This window comes from Streptomyces sp. NPDC028722 (assembly GCF_040637655.1).
Classification (GTDB): domain Bacteria; phylum Actinomycetota; class Actinomycetes; order Streptomycetales; family Streptomycetaceae; genus Streptomyces.
In genome coordinates, this window is the sequence record NZ_JBEZWU010000022.1 from 15,154 (window position 1) to 31,876 (window position 16,723).

The 16,723-nt window shown below is 69.8% G+C and carries 14 protein-coding genes and 2 tRNA genes; 3 read left to right on the plus strand and 13 right to left on the minus strand.

What is annotated here, in order from left to right; all coding sequences use genetic code 11:
* Positions 1–73 precede the first annotated feature (73 nt).
* The 7 genes from mreD to AB0F03_RS27970 form a co-directional block, all read right to left on the minus strand.
* Entirely contained in the window at positions 74–751 is a 678-nt protein-coding gene (gene mreD, locus AB0F03_RS27940; protein ID WP_361996743.1) for a rod shape-determining protein MreD, read from the minus strand.
* A 12-nt stretch (positions 752–763) separates the two neighbouring features.
* Positions 764–1,702 carry a rod shape-determining protein MreC gene (gene mreC, locus AB0F03_RS27945; protein WP_361996745.1) on the minus strand — a complete coding sequence of 313 codons (939 nt, stop codon included), beginning with the start codon at positions 1,700–1,702 and terminating at the stop codon, positions 764–766.
* A 165-nt stretch (positions 1,703–1,867) separates the two neighbouring features.
* Positions 1,868–2,887, minus strand: coding sequence for a rod shape-determining protein (locus tag AB0F03_RS27950; protein ID WP_358688792.1), 1,020 nt, complete (start codon positions 2,885–2,887; stop codon positions 1,868–1,870).
* 220 nt (positions 2,888–3,107) lie between these two features.
* Positions 3,108–3,521 (minus strand): nucleoside-diphosphate kinase, encoded by a 414-nt coding sequence (gene ndk, locus AB0F03_RS27955; RefSeq protein ID WP_356816305.1) that lies wholly within the window; start codon positions 3,519–3,521, stop codon positions 3,108–3,110.
* Between the two features lie 65 nt (positions 3,522–3,586).
* Positions 3,587–3,949 carry a DUF4233 domain-containing protein gene (locus tag AB0F03_RS27960; RefSeq protein ID WP_361996746.1) on the minus strand — a complete coding sequence of 121 codons (363 nt, stop codon included), beginning with the start codon at positions 3,947–3,949 and terminating at the stop codon, positions 3,587–3,589.
* Between the two features lie 7 nt (positions 3,950–3,956).
* Complete coding sequence (locus tag AB0F03_RS27965; protein ID WP_361996748.1) at positions 3,957–5,474, minus strand: folylpolyglutamate synthase/dihydrofolate synthase family protein; 1,518 nt, start codon at positions 5,472–5,474, stop codon at positions 3,957–3,959.
* 211 nt (positions 5,475–5,685) lie between these two features.
* Complete coding sequence (locus AB0F03_RS27970; RefSeq protein ID WP_361996750.1) at positions 5,686–8,310, minus strand: valine--tRNA ligase; 2,625 nt, start codon at positions 8,308–8,310, stop codon at positions 5,686–5,688.
* A 137-nt stretch (positions 8,311–8,447) separates the two neighbouring features.
* On the opposite strand from AB0F03_RS27970, the gene AB0F03_RS27975 reads away from it, so the two are divergent.
* Complete coding sequence (locus tag AB0F03_RS27975) at positions 8,448–9,443, plus strand: hypothetical protein (RefSeq protein ID WP_361996752.1); 996 nt, start codon at positions 8,448–8,450, stop codon at positions 9,441–9,443.
* 64 nt (positions 9,444–9,507) lie between these two features.
* On the opposite strand, the gene clpX is transcribed toward AB0F03_RS27975, so the two are convergent.
* The 5 genes from clpX to AB0F03_RS28000 form a co-directional block, all read right to left on the minus strand.
* Positions 9,508–10,794: an ATP-dependent Clp protease ATP-binding subunit ClpX gene (gene clpX / locus AB0F03_RS27980; protein ID WP_361996754.1), complete on the minus strand. Its 1,287-nt coding sequence runs from the start codon at positions 10,792–10,794 to the stop codon at positions 9,508–9,510.
* Positions 10,795–10,965: 171 nt separating this feature from the next.
* The gene (locus tag AB0F03_RS27985) at positions 10,966–11,631 is read right to left on the minus strand and encodes an ATP-dependent Clp protease proteolytic subunit (protein WP_361996756.1); all 666 of its coding nucleotides are present in this window, start codon (positions 11,629–11,631) and stop codon (positions 10,966–10,968) included.
* 69 nt (positions 11,632–11,700) lie between these two features.
* Positions 11,701–12,306 carry an ATP-dependent Clp protease proteolytic subunit gene (locus tag AB0F03_RS27990; RefSeq protein WP_361996904.1) on the minus strand — a complete coding sequence of 202 codons (606 nt, stop codon included), beginning with the start codon at positions 12,304–12,306 and terminating at the stop codon, positions 11,701–11,703.
* Between the two features lie 305 nt (positions 12,307–12,611).
* Positions 12,612–14,018, minus strand: coding sequence for a trigger factor (tig, locus tag AB0F03_RS27995; protein WP_361996758.1), 1,407 nt, complete (start codon positions 14,016–14,018; stop codon positions 12,612–12,614).
* A 181-nt stretch (positions 14,019–14,199) separates the two neighbouring features.
* Positions 14,200–14,276, minus strand: a tRNA-Pro gene (locus tag AB0F03_RS28000).
* A 160-nt stretch (positions 14,277–14,436) separates the two neighbouring features.
* On the opposite strand from AB0F03_RS28000, the gene AB0F03_RS28005 reads away from it, so the two are divergent.
* Positions 14,437–14,507: transfer RNA gene (locus tag AB0F03_RS28005), tRNA-Gly, on the plus strand.
* A gap of 387 nt (positions 14,508–14,894) precedes the next feature.
* Here the strand turns inward: AB0F03_RS28005 and AB0F03_RS28010 are convergent.
* Positions 14,895–15,089: a hypothetical protein gene (locus tag AB0F03_RS28010; protein ID WP_361996760.1), complete on the minus strand. Its 195-nt coding sequence runs from the start codon at positions 15,087–15,089 to the stop codon at positions 14,895–14,897.
* Positions 15,090–15,528: 439 nt separating this feature from the next.
* Here AB0F03_RS28010 and AB0F03_RS28015 point away from each other — a divergent pair, with 439 nt between their 5' ends.
* Positions 15,529–16,707: an acyltransferase family protein gene (locus tag AB0F03_RS28015; protein ID WP_361996762.1), complete on the plus strand. Its 1,179-nt coding sequence runs from the start codon at positions 15,529–15,531 to the stop codon at positions 16,705–16,707.
* Positions 16,708–16,723 lie beyond the last annotated feature (16 nt).

A 16,723-nucleotide genomic window follows, 5' to 3' on the forward strand; every position in this document is an offset into this window, starting at 1 on the left:
ACGCATGAGGAACGGCCGGCCGGTGCGCCCGCGTTCCGCGCGAGCTGACCCGTTCGGGTGAACTTCCAGGCGGTCACAGCCGCTTGACCCCCTTGATGCGGCCGACCCGGGCGGACCGCGTGCGGGCCTTGGCCTTCAGGGCGCCGACCCCACCGCGCCGGCCGCCGACGCGCAGGCCGGTGCCGGAGGACAGCCAGCCCGAGGAGATGTCACCGGCCGTCGCCGCGGGGCCGGTCTCGGTGAGCGGGTCGTTGTCGGCGCGGCGGGCCAGCCACATCACCCCGGGCACCACGAACGGGGCGAGCAGCAGGTCGTACAGGGCGGCCGAGAACAGCAGTCCGGGCAGGCCGACATGGCGGGCGGCGGTGTCGCCGACCAGGGCGCCCACCCCGGCGTACAGCAGGGTGGAGCCGACGGCGGCGGCGACCACGACGGCCATCGGGCCGGTCGCCGACTTCAGCCGGCCGTTCTCCGGCCTGATGAGCCCGGCGGCGTAGCCGGTGACGCAGAGCACGAGCGCGTAGCGGCCCGCCGCGTGGTCGGCGGGCGGCGCCAGGTCGGCCAGCAGGCCGGCGCCGAACCCGACGAGGGCGCCGCCGACATGGCCGTACACCATCGCCAGACCGAGGACGGTGAGCAGCAGCAGGTCGGGGACGGCGCCCGGCAGGTGCAGCCGGGCCAGGACGCTCACCTGGATCACCAGGGCCACGACGACCAGTGCGCTGGAGAGCAGGATCCGGTTGACACGCATGGGATTCAGCTCCTACTGCTGCTGTTCGGTGGCGGGGGCACCGGCGGACGGGGTGACCGTGACGGTCACCGTCGGCGTCGGGTGCGGCTGGGACTTGGCCGGGAGCACGGTGTCCCGCGGGTCCTTCTTCGGGGCCGACACGACCACGCCGACGACGTCGAGCTTGGTGAAGCTCACGTACGGGGTGACGTAGAGGGTGCGGGTGAGGCCGCCGCCGGAGGGGTCGACGCGGGAGACCACGCCGACCGGGACGCCCGGCACGAACGGCTTGTCGGCCTGCGAGCCGAAGGTGACGAGCCGGTCGCCCTTCTTCACCTCCGCCTTGCCGTTGAGCAGTTCCACGCGCAGCGGGCGGTCGCCCTGCCCGGAGGCGAAGCCGAGTTCGTCGTCGCCCTCCATGCGGGTGCCGACGGTGAAGTCGGGGTCGTTGGCGAGCAGCACGGTGGAGGTGCTGGGGCCGACGGTGGTGACCCGGCCGACCAGGCCGTCACCGTTGAGGACGGTCATGTCCCGTTTGATGCCGTCGTCGGCGCCGGCGTCGATGGTGATGGTCCAGGAGAAGCCCTGCGCCGAGCCTATGGCGATGACCTGGGCGCCCTTGACGCCATACTGCCCCTCGCCGGCGGTCTTCAGCAGGCTGTCGAGCTGCCGGAGGCGGCTGCGGTTGCGGTCGTCGCTGCCGAGCTTGGCCTTGAGGGCCGCGTTCTCCTTCTCCAGCGCGGCGAGCCGGTCGTGCCGGCTGCCGGAGTTCCGGATCGCGGAGACGGCGTTGCCGACCGGGTCGACCGCGGAGGACAGCCCGTTCTCGACCGGGCCGAACACCGTGGCGGCGGCCTGCCGGGCACCGTCGACCGGGGAGTTGCGGCCCCCGCGGATGTCCACTGTGATCAGCGCGAACGCGATGGCGACCAGCAGGACCAGGAGCAGCCGGCTCTCTTTCGTGTCCCTCACGTGCGGCGGCCGTGCCCTTCCTCAAGTAGGAATGCGGGAGCCCCTGGGCAACGCGCGTGACGCGGCGTCGGCCCGGGAGGCCCATTCGTGGGAGCTTATGCCTCTATGTCAACGATCCGCCGCACGAGAGGAGAACATCTCGTACGGCGGACCGGAGGAGTCGCGTCATCTGCGCGGCTGGGCGTCCAGGACCTGCTGGAGCGCCTCGAACTCCTCGACGCACTTGCCGGAGCCGAGCGCCACGCTGTCCAGCGGGTCCTCGGCGATGTGGATCGGCATGCCGGTCTCGCGGCGCAGCCGCTCGTCGAGCCCGCGCAGCAGCGCGCCGCCGCCGGTCAGGACGATTCCCCGGTCCATGATGTCGCCGGACAGCTCCGGCGGGCACTTGTCGAGGGTCGTCTTGACCGCGTCGACGATCGCGTTGACCGGCTCCTCGATCGCCTTGCGGACCTCGGCGGCCGAGATGACGACGGTCTTCGGCAGTCCGGACACCAGGTCCCGGCCGCGGACCTCGGTGTGCTCGTCGGCCTCGAGTTCGTACGCCGAACCGATCGTGATCTTGATCTGTTCCGCCGTCCGCTCACCCAGCAGGAGGCTGTACTCCTTCTTGATGTACTGGATGATCGCGTTGTCCAGTTCGTCGCCGGCGACGCGGATCGACTGGGCGGTGACGATGCCGCCGAGCGAGATGACGGCGACCTCCGTGGTGCCGCCGCCGATGTCCACCACCATGTTGCCGGTGGCCTCGTGGACCGGCAGACCCGAGCCGATGGCGGCGGCCATGGGCTCCTCGATGATGTGCACCTGACGGGCGCCGGCCTGGGACGACGCCTCGATGACCGCGCGGCGCTCGACGCCCGTGATGCCCGAGGGCACGCAGACGACGACCCGCGGCCGGGCCAGGTACCGCCGCTTGTGGATCTTCAGGATGAAGTAGCGGAGCATCCGCTCGGTGATCTCGAAGTCGGCGATGACGCCGTCCTTCAGCGGGCGGACGGCCACGATGTTGCCCGGCGTCCGGCCGATCATCTTCTTCGCTTCGGCACCGACCGCGAGGATCCCACCCGTGTTGGTGTTGATCGCCACGACGGACGGCTCGTTCAGTACGATCCCGCGACCCCTGACGTACACCAGCGTGTTGGCGGTCCCGAGGTCGACAGCCATGTCACGGCCGATGAACGACATTGAGTTCCCCATCCGGATTCATCTGGCCTTCCTGAGCTTTGAGGGCATGTCAGGACGGCGAGGCGGGTGCTGTGACGTGAAGGCTTCCATCGTAAACGCGCCTGCACGAACACTGCGCGAGGGTCTCCGCCATTGTCACCAGATGGCGTGCCGCCTCGCTTGTGGAGAGGGGCGTTCGGGGACGTGCGTTCCCTCGATCGCCGGTACCGGCCCGCGGGTGTTACGCGCGGCCCGGGAAGAAGATCTTCACCTCGCGCTCGGCGGACTCCTCGGAGTCGGAGGCGTGGATCAGGTTCTCCCGGACGATCACGCCGAAGTCGCCACGGATCGAACCGGGCGCGGCGGCGATCGGGTCGGTCGGGCCGGCCAGTTGCCGCACACCTTCGATGACCCGCTCACCCTCGACGATCAGCGCGACGACCGGGCCGGAGGACATGAACTCCACCAGCGGCTCGTAGAACGGCTTGCCCTTGTGCTCGCCGTAGTGCTGTTCCAGCGTGTCCTGGTCCAGGGTGCGCAGCTCCAGCGCGGTGATCTGCCAGCCGGCCTTGCGCTCGATACGGCTGATGATCTCGCCGGTCAGGCCTCGACGGACGGCGTCGGGCTTGAGGAGGACAAGGGTGCGCTGGCTCACGAAGGGCTCCTTACGCGGCGGACGGGTGCGGTGGGACGAGATTACAGGGCGTGTCGGAGCCCCTGTCACGCAGCGTCAACCGGGGAGGAGGTGGACTCGGCCTGCGCCGCGAAACGGGCCTTCGCCTCGTCCACCTTTCTCCCGAAGTGCACCGATGCCCACCACAGGGCCGCGAAGACCGCGCCCAGGAAATACATGGTCGGGACGAAGACACCGGAGACGATCAGGGCGATCTGGAGGGCCCAGCCGAGGGCCACGCCGCCGGGCCGGGTGACCATGCCGCACAGCAGCACACACAGCAGCATGGCGATGCCGCTGACCAGCCACACCGTCGTCATGGACAGATCCGGGTCCTTCATGGCGACGAGCCCGGCGAAGCCGATGATGAAGAACTCGCCGATCAGCGTCGATGCACAGAGCGTACGCACGGGATTCTCAGCCCTTTCCCAGCAGCAGCCGGGCCTCGCCGACCGTGATGACGGAACCGGTGACCAGCACGCCGCCGCCGGAGAACTCGCCCTCCTCCTCGGCCAGCGTGATCGCGGCCTCCAGGGCGTCCGGCAGCCGCGGCTCGACCTGGACCCGCTCGTCGCCGAACACCTCGACGGCGATCGCGGCCAGCTCGTCCGCGTCCATGGCCCGGTGGCTGGAGTTCTGCGTGACGACGACCTCGGCGAAGATCGGCTCGAAGGCCTCCAGCACCCCCCGCACGTTCTTGTCGCCGCTCGCGCCGACGACCCCGATCAGCCGGCTGAAGTCGAACGCCTCCCGCACCGCCTCCGCGGCGGCCTCGGCGCCCGCCGGGTTGTGCGCGGCGTCCAGCACGACCGTCGGGGAGCGCCGTACGACCTCCAGACGGCCCGGCGAGGACACCGCGGCGAACGCCTTGCGGACGGTGTCGATGTCCAGCGGCTCGGCGCGCTGCGCGCCGACGCCGAAGAACGCCTCGACGGCGGCGAGCGCGACGGACGCGTTGTGCGCCTGGTGGGCGCCGTGCAGCGGGAGGTACACCTCGGGGTACTCGCCGCCGAGGCCGCGCAGCGTGACCAGCTGTCCGCCGACGGCGACCTGCCGGGCGACGATCCCGAACTCCAGCCCCTCGCGGGCGACCGTGGCGTCCACCTCGACGGCCTTCTTCAGCAGCACCTGCGCCGCGTCCACCGGCTGCTGGGCCAGGATGACCGTCGCGCCCTGCTTGACGATGCCGCTCTTCTCGACGGCGATCTCCGCGGGCGTCCCGCCGAGGCGGTCGGTGTGGTCCAGGTCGATCGGGGTGATGACGGCGACGTCGCCGTCGATCACGTTCGTCGCGTCCCAGGAGCCGCCCATGCCGACCTCGACCACGGCGACGTCGACGGGCGCGTCCGCGAAGGCGGCGTACGCCATGCCGGTCAGGACCTCGAAGAAGGACAGCCGGTACTCCTGGGCGGAGTCGACCATCTCCACGTAGGGCTTGATGTCGTGGTACGTCTCCACGAACCGCTCGGCGGAGACCGGGGCGCCGTCCAGGCTGATCCGCTCGGTGACCGACTGCACGTGCGGGCTGGTGTAGCGGCCGGTGCGCAGCTCGAAGGCGCCGAGCAGGGCCTCGATCATGCGGGCGGTGGAGGTCTTGCCGTTGGTGCCCGTGATGTGGATCGAGGGGTACGCCCGCTGCGGCTCCCCCAGCACGTCCATCAGCGCGGCGATCCTGGCGACCGAGGGCTCCAGCTTGGTCTCGCCCCAGCGGGTGGCCAGCTCCGCCTCGACCTCGCGCAGGGCCTTGTCGACCTCCGGGTCCTCCGGGCGCCCGGGTACGTCGGCCTGCGGGGCGCCGCCGCCCTGGGTGCGCAGGGTGCGGCTGCCGGCCTCGATCACCGCGAGGTCGGGGTCGCGGTCGGTCTCTTCCGCGATCAGCTCCTCGAAGGCGTCGAGGGGGTCGGGGGTGTCACTGGTGCCGGGGTGGTCGCTCACGGTGCCAGTCTACGGAGCGGGCGGGGACTCCGGGGCGCAGGTTCGGGGTGGCTCGTCCCGTGGCACCGGCCGCGGGTCCGTCGTGGCCGGTCGCGCGGTTCCCCCGCGCCCCTCGGGGGCATCCGCGCGGCCTGCGGGAGCGCCCGGCCCGGGGCACGCGAAGGCTCCCGGAGCCTCGCGGCCACGGGAGCCTTCGACGGCGTACGGGCGCCTACGCCTGCGGCAGCCTGTCCAGCTGGGACCGGAGGCGGGCGATGTCCTCCTCCGCCTTGGCCAGGCGGCCGCGGATCTTGTCCACGACGTTCTCCGGGGCCTTGGCGAGGAACGCGTCGTTGCCGAGCTTGGCGTTCGCCTGGGCCATCTCCTTCTCGGCGGCGGCGAGGTCCTTGGCGAGGCGCTTGCGCTCCGCGGCGACGTCGATCGTGCCGGACAGGTCGAGGGCGACCTCGGCGCCGGCGACCGGGAGGGTCGCCGTGGCCGTGAAGGCGTCGCCCTCCGGCTGGAGGCGGAGCAGCTGGCGGATGGCGGCCTCGTGCGGGGCGAGGGCCGTACCGTCGAGCGTCAGCCGGGCCGGAACCCGCTGACCGGGCTGGAGGCCCTGGTCGGCGCGGAAGCGGCGGACCTCGGTGATGACGGACTGGAGGGTCTCGATCTCCCGCTCGGCGGCCCGGTCCCGGTAGCCCGAGTCCGTGGGCCACTCGGCGATCACGACCGACTCGCCGCCGGTGAGCGTGGTCCAGAGGGTGTCGGTGACGAACGGGACCACCGGGTGCAGCAGCCTGAGCGTGACGTCCAGGACCTCGCCCAGGACGCGCTTGCTGACCTCGGCCGGCTCGCCGCCCGCCTGGAAGACGGTCTTGGACAGCTCGACGTACCAGTCGAAGACCTCGTCCCAGGCGAAGTGGAAGAGGGCGTCGGAGAGCTTCGCGAACTGGAAGTCCTCGTAGTGGGCGTCGACTTCGGCGACCACCGAGTTCAGCCGGGACAGGATCCAGCGGTCCGTCGCCGACATCGCCGACGGCTCCGGCAGCGGGCCCTGGACCGTCGCACCGTTCATCAGCGCGAAGCGGGTGGCGTTCCAGATCTTGTTGGCGAAGTTCCGGGAACCCTGGACCCAGTCCTCACCGATCGGGACGTCGACGCCGGGGTTGGCGCCGCGGGCGAGCGTGAAGCGCAGGGCGTCGGAGCCGTACTTGTCCATCCAGTCCAGCGGGTTGACCGCGTTGCCGAAGGACTTCGACATCTTCTTGCCGAACTGGTCGCGGACCATGCCGTGCAGGGCGATGGTGTGGAACGGCGGGGTGCCGTCCATCGCGTACAGGCCGAACATCATCATCCGGGCGACCCAGAAGAAGAGGATGTCGTACCCGGTGACCAGGACGGAGTTCGGGTAGAACTTCGCGAGCGACTCGGTCCGTTCGGGCCAGCCGAGGGTCGAGAACGGCCACAGGCCGGAGGAGAACCAGGTGTCGAGGACGTCGGTGTCCTGGTGCCAGCCCTCGCCGGTGGGCGGCTCGTCGTCGGGGCCGACGCAGACGACCTCGCCGTCCGGGCCGTACCAGACCGGGATGCGGTGGCCCCACCACAGCTGGCGCGAGATGCACCAGTCGTGGAGGTTGTCGACCCAGTCGAAGTACCGCTTCTCCATCTCCTGCGGATGGATCTTGACCTTGCCGTCGCGGACGGCGTCCCCGGCGGCCTTCGCGAGCGGGCCGACCTTGACCCACCACTGCATGGACAGGCGCGGCTCGATGGTGGTCTTGCAGCGGGAGCAGTGGCCGACGGAGTGGACGTACGGCCGCTTCTCGGCGACGATCCGGCCCTCGGCGCGCAGGGCGGCGACGATGGCCGAGCGGGCCTCCAGCCGGTCCAGGCCCTGGAAGGGGCCGTGCGCGGTGATGACGGCGTGCTCGTCCATCACGGCGATGGACGGCAGGCCGTGCCGCTGGCCGATCTCGAAGTCGTTCGGGTCGTGGGCCGGGGTGACCTTGACGGCGCCCGTGCCGAACTCGGGATCGACGTGCGCGTCGGCGACGACCGGGATGGAGCGGTCGGTCAGCGGCAGCCTGATGCTCCGGCCGACCAGGTGCCGGTACCGCTCGTCGTCGGGGTGGACGGCGACGGCCGTGTCACCGAGCATCGTCTCGGCGCGGGTCGTGGCGACGACGAGCGTCTCGTCACCCTCGCCGTACGTGATGGAGACCAGCTCGCCGTCGTCGTCCTGGTACTCCACCTCGATGTCCGAGATGGCCGTCAGACAGCGCGGGCACCAGTTGATGATGCGCTCGGCGCGGTAGATCAGCTCGTCGTCGTACAGCTTCTTGAAGATCGTCTGGACGGCCTGGGAGAGGCCCTCGTCCATGGTGAAGCGCTCACGGGACCAGGCGACACCGTCACCGAGGCGCCGCATCTGACCGCTGATCTGACCACCGGACTCGGCCTTCCACTGCCAGACGCGCTCGACGAACGCCTCCCGGCCGAGGTCGTGCCGGGACTTGCCCTCCTTGCCCAGCTCCCGCTCGACGACGTTCTGCGTGGCGATACCGGCGTGGTCCATGCCGGGCTGCCACAGCGTCTCGTAGCCCTGCATGCGCTTACGGCGGGTGAGGGCGTCGATGAGGGTGTGCTCGAAGGCGTGCCCGAGGTGCAGGCTGCCCGTGACGTTCGGCGGCGGGATGACGACGGTGTACGGCGGCTTCTCGCTCTTCGCGTCGGCCTCGAAGTAACCCCGCTCCACCCAGCGCTCGTACAGCGGCCCCTCTACATCGGCCGGCGCGTACTGGGTCGGCAGTTCGGAGTCGGGCGCGGGTGGCTGCTGCTGAGCGTTCTCGGTCACGGGGCTCAGTTTAGGGGTGTCACGGGGCCGTCCCGAAACGGGTTTGTTCTGTAACGGTGCGGCCCCCGGTGCCGTGGCTTTTCCGGGCCTGGGCCAGGATGTCGTGAACACATAAGCTTCTGGAGGGGACCCCAGCAATGAGCAACGACCAGCCGGGCCCGTACGGCCAGCCGCCCCAGCAGCCGGGCCCGTACGGCCGGCCGGGGCAGCCTGGGCCGTACGGCCAGCCGGGCCCCTACGGCCAGCAGCCGCAGGCTCCGCAGCCCGGCTACGGCTATCCCCAGCAGGCCCCTCAGGCCCCTCAGGCCCCTCAGGCCCCTCAGGCCCCGCAGCCCGGTTACGGCTACCCGCAGCAGGGCGCGCCGCAGCGGCCCGGCGCGTACGGCCAGCAGCCGCCGACCCCGCCGTACGGCCAGCAGCAGCCCCAGTACGGCGTGCCGCAGGCGCCGCAGGCCGGCGGGGGGAAGAAGAAGACGGGGATGATCATCGGCGCGGTGGCCGTGGTGGCCGTCGTGGCGGTGGGCGCGTGCTTCGTGCTGGGCGGCAAGGACGGCGGCGGTGTCGCGGACGACGGTCCGCACAAGCTGACGACTCCGCCGACGGTGCTGAGCGAGTACAAGAAGGCCAAGAGCCAGTCGGACAGTATGACGTCGAGCGACCTCAAGGACGCCGAGAAGTGGGGTGTGCACGACCCCAAGGACGTCACCGCCGACTACGAGTCCGGCGACCCGGCCAACCCGCTGAGCAAGAAGCAGATCAAGTTCGGCGGGGTGTACGGCTCGATCGACGATCCCGAGAAGGCCGTCGACGCGATGTTCGCCTACATGAAGAAGGAGAGCACCAAGGAGAGCGCCGACGGTGTCGGCCTGGTGGGCGAGCCGAAGCAGTACAAGCCCGCCGCCCTGGGCGGGGCGGTCCTGAAGTGCCAGCAGATCAAGGGCCAGAACCCCAGCAGCTCGTCCGGGGGTCCCAAGGAGATGACGTTCGACGTCTGCATCTGGGGCGACAAGAGCACGCTCGGCATGGTCATGCCGATGGACATCGCCACCCTCGCCTCCGGCCGGGGCAGCGACCCGGCGGCCGACGCCGAGCTGACGGCCAAGTTCCGCAACGAGGTCCGCGTCAAGGCCTGACGCCGCCGCGGGACACGCGAAGGGGCCCCGGCCGGTCGGCCGGGGCCCCTTCGCGTGCGAGCGGTCACGCCGTCTTCTGCTCCCCCGGACCCCGGCCCCGGGCGTCGCGCGGGATGAGGGTCGGGTTGACGTTGGAGAGGACCACGTCGGCGGTGATGACGACGCGGGCGACATCCTTGCGGGACGGGACCTCGTACATCACGCCCTGGAGGACCTCCTCCATGATGGCGCGCAGGCCGCGGGCGCCGGTCTGGCGGAGGATGGCCTGGTCGGCGATGGCCTCCAGCGCCTCACGCTCGAAGTCCAGCTCCACGCCGTCGAGTTCGAAGAGGCGCTGGTACTGCTTGACGAGCGCGTTGCGGGGCTCCACCAGGATCTTCAGCAGCGCCTCGCGGTCCAGGTTGTGGACGCTGGTGATCACGGGGAGGCGGCCGATGAACTCGGGGATCATGCCGAACTTGACCAGGTCCTCCGGCATGATGTCCTCGAAGACGTCCTTGGCCTCGAGCTCGCGCTTGGACAGGATCGTCGCGCCGAAGCCGATGCCCTTGGCGCCGGCCCGGGACTCGATGATCTTCTCCAGTCCCGCGAAGGCACCGCCCACGATGAACAGCACGTTCGTCGTGTCGATCTGGATGAACTCCTGGTGGGGGTGCTTGCGGCCGCCCTGCGGCGGGACGGAGGCCGTGGTGCCCTCCAGGATCTTCAGCAGGGCCTGCTGCACGCCCTCGCCGGAGACGTCCCGGGTGATCGACGGGTTCTCGCTCTTGCGGGCGACCTTGTCGATCTCGTCGATGTAGATGATCCCGGTCTCGGCCTTCTTGACGTCGTAGTCCGCCGCCTGGATCAGCTTCAGCAGGATGTTCTCGACGTCCTCGCCGACGTAACCCGCCTCGGTCAGCGCCGTCGCGTCGGCGATCGCGAAGGGGACGTTCAGCATGCGCGCCAGGGTCTGCGCGAGGAGGGTCTTGCCGGAGCCGGTGGGGCCCAGCAGGAGGATGTTCGACTTCGCCAGCTCGATGGCATCGTCCCGGCTGCTCCCGCCGCCGTTCTCGCCCGCCTGGACCCGCTTGTAGTGGTTGTACACCGCGACGGAGAGGGCTTTCTTGGCGGCCTCCTGGCCGACCACGTAGCCCTCGAGGAACTCGTAGATCTCGCGGGGCTTGGGCAGCTCCTCCCAGCGCACCTCGCTGGTCTCGGCGAGTTCCTCCTCGATGATCTCGTTACAGAGATCGATGCACTCGTCGCAGATGTACACACCGGGCCCTGCGATGAGCTTCTTGACCTGCTTCTGGCTCTTGCCGCAGAACGAGCACTTGAGCAGATCGCCGCCGTCACCGATGCGTGCCACGGTGTGCTTCCCCTTCGCCTGGGAGACGCCTGGACGCTTACGAGTCCAGCGACTCCTGGTGCTGCCTTATGTCCGACGGTACCTTGCCGGGCCGGGTGTTCGGGCCCCCCTTGGCAGGGTTCACTTTGACGTGCACCGTGCCAAGAGGGACTCAGAGTGCCGCGTTCCGCTTCAGCGGACGGCGCTGTTGTTCAGCTTGCGGGTGGAGATGATCTGGTCGACGAGGCCGTACTCCAGCGCCTCTTCGGCCGTGAGGATCTTGTCGCGCTCGATGTCCTCGCGGATCTTCTCGATCGGCCGGCTGGTGTGCTTGGCCAGCATGTCCTCCAGCTGCTCACGCATCCGGGTGAACTCGTTGGCGATGATCTCCAGGTCGGAGAGCTGGCCGCGGCCGGTGGAGCCGGCCGGCTGGTGGATCAGCACGCGGGAGTTCGGCAGCGCCATGCGCTTGCCGGGCGTACCGGCGGCCAGCAGGATGGCCGCGGCGGACGCCGCCTGGCCCATGCAGACCGTCTGGATGTCCGGCTTCACGAACTGCATCGTGTCGTAGATCGCCGTGAGGGCGGTCATGTCGCCGCCGGGGCTGTTGATGTAGATGGAGATGTCCCGGTCCGGGTCCATCGACTCCAGGCACAGCAGCTGCGCCATGACGTCGTTGGCCGAGGCGTCGTCGATCTGGACACCCAGGAAGATCACGCGCTCCTCGAAGAGCTTCGCGTACGGGTCGTACTCGCGGATGCCCTGGGAGGTGCGCTCGACGAAGCGCGGGATGACGTAACGGTTGTCCGGGCGGGGCCCTTCGTACATGCCGTTGGCGGCGCCGGGGAAGTTGCTCATGGGGTGTTCACCGTCCTGGTGGCGTTCTGGGGGCTGGGGTCTAGGCGGTGCGTGGCGTGGCCGGGCCGGTCAGGCACCGGTGCCGCCGCCTCCCGGAACACCCGAGGCGTGCGTGATGATCTCGTCGATGAGACCGTACTCCTTGGCTTCTTCCGGGGTGAACCAGCGGTCGCGGTCGCCGTCGCGGATGATCGCCTCGACCGACTGGCCCGAGTGCCGCGCGGTCAGCTCTGCCATGCGCCTCTTGGTGCGCAGCAGGTACTCGGCCTGGATCTTGATGTCGGAGACCGTACCGCCGAGGCCGGCGGAGCCCTGGTGCATCATGATGTCGGCGTGGGGCAGCGCGAAGCGCTTGCCCGCGGCACCGCCGGTGAGCAGGAACTGGCCCATCGAGGCCGCCATGCCCATGGCGATCGTCACCACGTCGTTGGGGATGTACTGCATGGTGTCGTAGATCGCCATGCCGGCCGTCACCGAGCCACCGGGGCTGTTGATGTAGAGGTAGACGTCCTTCTCCGGGTCCGCGGCCAGGAGCAGCAGCTGTGCGGTGATCTTGTTGGCGATGTCGTCGTCGACCTGCTGGCCGAGGAAGATGATCCGCTCGCCGAGCAGCCGGTTGTAGACCTGGTCGCCGAGGCCACCACCGAAGGAAGGCTCGCCGGCGGCGGAGGGCATCAGATTCGTCACGTATCCACCTGCTCGTCTTACGACGGCGCCGGGCCGTCTCACGTCGTCCTGCCGGAGGCTTGGCGGGGGGCTTCAGGAGACTCCCCTGCCCCCGTATTCATGGACCCTAACGCTCAGGTCCCCTCGGGGAATCCCGGAGATGGGGGTGTTCGCCGGGGGCGTAGAGGCTCCACCCGGGCACCGGCGCGGTTCCCGGGCGTGGCGCGCGGGCCGGGCGGCCGCGCCGGTACGCCGACGGGCCCCGGGGAAGCTCCCCGGGGCCCGTCGGGCGTGCGTCAGAGGCGCCGCGGGACTCAGCCCTCGGTGCTCTCCTCGGTCTTCTCGTCGGCCTTCTCGTCGGTGGCGGCCTCGGTGGCGGCGGCCTCGGCCGGCGCCTCCTCGGTCTCCTCCTCGTCGTCCAGGTCGACGACCTCACCGTTGGTGTCCTTCACCGTGGCGGACTCGACCACGACGGCCAGGGCCTTGCCGCGGGCGACCTCACCGACGAGGAGCGGCACCTGGCCACCCTCGACGACGGCCTGGGCGAACTGGTCGGGGGACATGCCGGAGGAGGCCGCACGCCGCATGAGGTGCTCGGTGAGCTCCTCCTGGTTGACGTTGAGCTGCTCCTTCTTGACCAGCTCGTCCAGGACGAACTGGGTCTTGATGCCCTTGACCGCTGCCTCGCGGGTCTCGGTCTCGAACTCCTCGGCGGTCTTGCCCTGGATCTCCAGGTACTTGTCGAGGGTCAGGCCCATCTGGCCGAGCTGGTGGTGCTCCAGGTTGTGCTTGCGGGTGTTGATCTCGTCCTCGAGGAGCTTCTCGGGGACCGGGACCTCCACCAGCTCCAGCAGCTTCTCCAGGACGCGCTCCTGGGCCTGCGTGGCCTGGTCGAACTGCTTCATGTTCGCGAGGCGCTTACGGCTGTCGGCCCTCAGCTCCTCCAGGGTGTCGAACTCCGAGGCGAGCTGCGCGAACTCGTCGTCCAGCTCGGGCAGTTCGCGGGCGGCGACCTGGGTGACCTTGACGGTGACCTCGGCCTCCTTGCCCGCGGCGGAGCCACCCTTCAGCTCGGAGGTGAAGGTGGCCTCGCCACCGGCCTCCAGGCCCTTCACGGCGTCGTCGATACCGTCCAGCAGCTCACCGGAGCCGATGGTGTAGGAGACGCCGTTGGCGATGCCGTCCTCGAGGACCTCGCCGTCGACCTTGGCCTCCAGGTCGATGGTGACGACGTCACCCTCCTCGGCGGCACGCTCGACCGGGGAGGTCGAGGCGAAGCGCTCGCGCAGCTGCTCGACCGACTTCTCGATGTCCTCGTCGGTGACCTCGACGGCGTCGACCTCGACCTCGATACCGGAGTAGTCCGGGATCTCCAGGGCCGGGCGGATGTCGACCTCGGCGGTGAAGTTCAGCGTCTCGCCGTCCTTCAGCTCGGTGATGTCGACCTCGGGCTGACCCAGGGGGTTCAGGTCGGCGCCGTTGACCGCCTCGGTGTAGAACTTGGGCAGCGCGTCGTTGACGGCTTCCTCCAGCACCGCACCGCGGCCGAACCGCTGGTCGATCACGCGGGCCGGGATCTTGCCCTTACGGAAGCCCTTCACCGTGACCTGCTGGTTGATCTTCTTGTACGCCGCGTCGAGGCTGTCCTTGAGCTCCTCGAAGGGCACCTCGACAGTGAGCCGAACCCGGGTCGGGTTCAGGGTCTCCACGGCGCTCTTCACGGTTCGGTCTCCTTGTGGCTGACTTCTTGGTTTCTGCCGGAGCCAGACTGGTCCCGGCGGATCTAGCCGCCCGGAGGAGTTCGTAGGCCGAGTGGGCCGGGACACACGGGCGCGCAGCTTGCATAGTAACCGCAGCCGGTCAGCGCCCCCAAAAGGCGGGCATCACGACGTCAGAGCCTGATGGTCGGGGTGGCGGGATTTGAACCCACGGCCTTCCGCTCCCAAAGCGGACGCGCTACCAAGCTGCGCCACACCCCGTCTGGTGCGACACGTAGGGTACATGCCCGGCCCCTTCTCGGCGGCCGTATTCTCCTGGACGGCGGGCGCGCCACCCCCGGTGCGCGACTCGTTGGCCTCGACGGCGGGCGACCCGCTACGATGCTCCAGTGCCGAGGTCACCGACCTGCGGCGCGACACTGCGGGCGTAGCTCAATGGTAGAGCCCTAGTCTTCCAAACTAGCTACGCGGGTTCGATTCCCGTCGCCCGCTCTGTACGACTCAGGGCCAGGCCGGAGGATCACCCCTCCGCCTGGCCCCGGTCATTTCCGCAGCCGCGTCCGGCCCGCCGTGCCCCCGGCGTGCCCCGTCGCTCCCGCCCTCTGTCGAGCAGGTCGGCCGAGCCGGGGCCGGGACCGCGCAGGGGGATGATCCGCTCATGCGCATACGACGAGGGGCCCGCTGGGTCCTGTGGGGGCTGTGGGCCGCGTGCCTGGCGTTCAGCGTCTGGTTCTTCGCGGAGGTGACGATGCTGTTCCTGGAGGCCGAGTCCTGGTGACGCCGGCGAGGTGCGGACGGCTCAGAGCCGGGCCGAGGTGGATCCTCCGCCCGGCCCTGATCGTTTTCTTCGGGCCGCGCGCTGCCGCGGGGCCCGGCGGGTCAGAATCTGATCGAGTTGATCGACTCCGCTATCGAGTGCATGAAGCGGTTGATGGACGGCGCCATGCCGGTCGAGGCGAGGAAGAAGCCGAAGAGGATCGCGACGACGGCGGGGCCGGCCTTGATGTTCCCCCCTCGGATCAGCACCACGAGGATGATCGCCAACAGCAGCACAACGGACAGTGAAATGGCCACAACTGATCCCACCCTCGGTCGGTCCGCTCTCCCGGCCCGGAGGTACGGCCACGCACCCCCGCCAGGACCATCGTGCCACCAACCCGGCCTCAGTATGCGGCGTGTGACAGAACGTCGGGCGGCGGACCGCCGCGGACGACGCCCCGCACGGCAATTCGAGCGGGCCCGGGCACACGACTCGCGGCGGAATTCCCCGACTTCGTTTCCGTGTCCACACATCCCGTGCGCAGGTAATTCGAATTGGGGACATCGAGGCCGCGTATGCCCCAATTAGTCGGCATGAATCGGGACATCACGGGTGAACAGCCGGCATCCACGGGCGCACCCTCACGTGGACAGGGGTGGCACGTTCCGCCAATCAGTGGGTACCCGGGGGCGATAACCAGGAATGACTGCGGGCGTTTCACGGAATGCCGCAGACGACGCTAGGGTGCCTGAGATGTTTGAAGCCGCCTCGTCCCACGGCCAGAACCGCAGGCCACTCCCCCCGGCACAGCCGCCGGCGGACGGAGTGCCCGGCCCGCGCACCCCGGTGAGCGCGCAGGAGGGGCGGACGCGGGCGGACAGACCCGGCCGGCAGCGGGACGCGTTCTTCGACAACGCCAAGTACCTGGCCATCGTGCTGGTCGCGATGGGGCACGCCTGGGAGCCGCTGAAGGGCGACAGCCGGATCCTGGAAAGCGTGTACACCGTCGTGTACTCCTTCCACATGCCGGCGTTCATCATCATCTCCGGCTTCTTCTCCCGCAGTTTCGACATGCGCCCCGACCGGCTGAAGCGGCTGATCACCGGGGTCGTCGTGCCCTACGTCCTGTTCGAGTCGGCGTACCCGCTCTTCAAGAACCTCGTCACCGGCTCCCACGAGGAGATCACCCTCCTCGATCCCTGGTACCTCACCTGGTTCCTGGTCGCCCTGTTCGTCTGGCGGCTGACCACGCCCATCTGGAAGCTGGTGCGCTGGCCGCTGCCGCTGGCCCTCGGCCTGGCCATGCTGGCCACCGTCTCCCCGGCCATCGGCGACGACCTCGACCTCCAGCGCGTCCTCCAGTTCCTGCCCTACTTCGTGCTCGGCCTGTGCCTGAAGGCCGAGCACTTCCACCTGGTGCGCCGCCGCTGGGTGCGGATCGCCTCGGTGCCGGTGTTCGCGGCGGCGCTGGCGGTCGGCTGGTGGGCGGTGCCGCGGATGAACACCGCCTGGTTCTACCACCGTGACGCCGCGCAGGAGCTGGGCGCCCCCTGGTGGTGCGGCCCGGTGATGACGCTCGCGCTGATGGGCTGCTCGCTGGTGCTGACGGCCTGCTTCTTCGCGTGGGTGCCGAGCCGGACGACGTGGTTCACCACGCTCGGTGCGGGCACCCTCTACGGCTATCTGCTGCACGGCTTCCTGGTGAAACTCGGCGACTACCGCGGCTGGTTCGAGCAGCCCTGGCTGCACCGCCCGCTCGGTGAGATCGCGGTGACCGTGCTCGCCGGCGCCGTCGTCACGGTGCTGTGCACCCGGCCCGTACGGCGCGTGTTCCGCTTCGCCATGGAGCCGAAGCTGGAGTGGGCGTTCCGGCAGGACGCGGCGGCGCAGGCCCGCGAACGGCAGAGCCGGCGCGAGACGGTCAGCGTCTGAGGCCCGGGACGGCCGG